We start from the raw sequence: 2059 nt of genomic DNA, 5'->3' as shown, positions 1-2059 counted from the left end.
ATCATTCTTGTTGTTAGTAGTATTGTTCATGTCTTTAGGTTGGTGAGGTAATCAGTAGGATTTGCATTCGCTATCTTAGTAGTATCATAGTGGTGATCATATCTTCTATATCTTGCAGCTCTACGTTAGCGATCTTGCGAAAAACAATAGCGACATCGCTAAACCTAAAGCAGCACAACCAAAAGTTGTAACGCCAATAATACATTATCACTGTAAAAGTTAATAAAAAAATGGCATGCCCTGAGGGCAGCCATTTTTTATCACAATTTCATCATAAATAAAAGCCATACCTTATTGGATAATAATTTTTTATTAGATTTGTGTACACACAACTTTTTAGAATGAAAAAAATGTTTATCTCTACACTTTTCTTAAGTGCACTGGTAGGATTGACCAACTGTTCAAATTCGGGAAACAGTCAAAACACAGAAAACCAAGATACTGCTACATATCAGGAATCAGCATATTCTCAGGAAGCACCTTCAACGCAGCCACAACAAGCACCAGAGCTTCCCCAAAAAGAACCGGCACAGAGTATTCCTGAGTTCAAATTTTATAAAGTAAAATCAGGTATCTCATTCACCAAACAAGATATTCCTAAAGGAAAGAAGACTGCTTTTATCCTTTTTGATCCGGGATGTAGTCACTGTCAGGTCGAAGCGGGACAACTAGCAAAGAACTATAGCAAAATAAAAAAACATAAACATCTATTTTGTGTCTATGAATGACCCTGCATTGATGGCCAACTTCCTTGAAACCTTTGCCAAAGAGTTGGTTGGTAAACCTAATGTGGAAGTCTTGTACGACAGAAACCAAGAATTCATTCAGAAGATACACATACCAAAGCAGTTTCCTGCCAACTACATTTATACGGCAGAAGGTAAACTGCAAACCTATTGGGATGGTAGCAGAAGTATTGATAAAATAATAGCAGACTATACTAAATAATAAGACAAAGAAATGAGAATAGCAATTAACGGTTTTGGACGAATTGGAAGACATACGCTCCGCAATTTGTTCAACAGAGGATTGCGCGATATCGACGTCATTGCTATTAATGATTTAACGGATACCACAACCCTAGCCCATCTTTTTAAATATGATTCCGTACACGGCCCCTTCCAGGGTGAGGTAGGCTGCGACGAACAGCATATCATCATCAACGGAAACAAGATTCTGGTGCTGAAAGAAAAAGATCCGGAAAAGCTACCATGGCAAGAACTCGACATAGACGTGGTAATAGAGTCCACAGGACGTTTTACAGCCAAAGATAAGGCAGAATTACATCTTGCTGCCGGCGCCAACCAAGTGGTCGTTTCCGCCCCATCACCAGATAAGGATATACCCACAGTAGTACTAGGAATCAACGACAAAGAATTCGATTGGTCTGCCCCTTTATTTTCGAATGCATCCTGTACGACCAACAATGTAGCTCCCCTCGTGAAAATTCTGGATGAAAACTGGGGAATTAAGGATGGCTATATCACCACAGTACATTCCATGACGGGAGATCAGAATTTGCACGACGCTCCCCACCGCGACCTGCGTAGGGCAAGAGCAGCCTCTTCCTCCATCATTCCTACCACCACAGGAGCTGCCAAAGCTATCACCAACGTCTTCCCCCATCTGGAAGGCAAGCTGGGTGGTGCGGGCATTCGCGTCCCTGTACTCAACGGATCCTTGACGGATTTTACCTGTACGCTGAAAAAAAAGACTACAGTAGAGGAAATAAACAACACCTTTAAACAGGCCGCCGACAATGACCTGAAAAGTGTGTTATTCTATACCGAAGACCCTATAGTGTCGGTGGATATCATCAATAACCCTTACTCCTGCATCTTTGATGCCAAGCTTACCTCTATAGTAGGTGGGCTAGTGAAAGTTGTAGGCTGGTATGACAATGAATTTGGGTACTCTAACAGATTAGTTGACATTTTAGCTATATTAAGCACCAGATGATACGTTTTATACGTCCCGAGCAAACTTTACCTCTACGTTCCTTGGTACTCCGAAACGGACTGCCGGAGAAACAATGCCTTTTCGAACACGACCTCTTGCC

3 protein-coding genes are annotated in these 2059 nt (G+C 41.5%); all 3 read left to right on the top strand.

Annotation, left to right across the window (positions count from 1 at the left end; all coding sequences use genetic code 11):
* Window positions 1-341: 341 nt before the first annotated feature.
* The 3 genes from SD31_RS19630 to gap are packed head-to-tail and all read left to right on the top strand — an operon-like array spanning window position 342 to window position 1959.
* Complete coding sequence (locus tag SD31_RS19630; RefSeq protein WP_231561705.1) at window positions 342-728, top strand: hypothetical protein; 387 nt, start codon at window positions 342-344, stop codon at window positions 726-728.
* Window positions 721-948, top strand: coding sequence for a hypothetical protein (locus SD31_RS19625; protein WP_231561703.1), 228 nt, complete (start codon window positions 721-723; stop codon window positions 946-948). The genes SD31_RS19630 and SD31_RS19625 overlap by 8 nt, the downstream gene beginning before the upstream one ends.
* A gap of 12 nt (window positions 949-960) precedes the next feature.
* Entirely contained in the window at window positions 961-1959 is a 999-nt protein-coding gene (gene gap / locus SD31_RS14210; protein ID WP_039054597.1) for a type I glyceraldehyde-3-phosphate dehydrogenase, read from the top strand.
* Window positions 1960-2059 lie beyond the last annotated feature (100 nt).

The organism is Sphingobacterium sp. T2 (genome assembly GCF_000814685.1).
In the GTDB taxonomy this organism is placed as follows: domain Bacteria; phylum Bacteroidota; class Bacteroidia; order Sphingobacteriales; family Sphingobacteriaceae; genus Sphingobacterium; species Sphingobacterium thermophilum.
This window is presented reverse-complemented; position numbering and strand designations above follow the sequence as displayed.

What these genes read in the sequence shown, in the direction of transcription:
- gap (WP_039054597.1), top strand. Translation starts at nt 961, where the DNA reads ATGAGAATAGCAATTAACGGTTTTGGACGAATTGGAAGACATACGCTC.
- SD31_RS19630 (WP_231561705.1), top strand. Translation starts at nt 342, where the DNA reads ATGAAAAAAATGTTTATCTCTACACTTTTCTTAAGTGCACTGGTAGGA.
- SD31_RS19625 (WP_231561703.1), top strand. Translation starts at nt 721, where the DNA reads ATGAATGACCCTGCATTGATGGCCAACTTCCTTGAAACCTTTGCCAAA.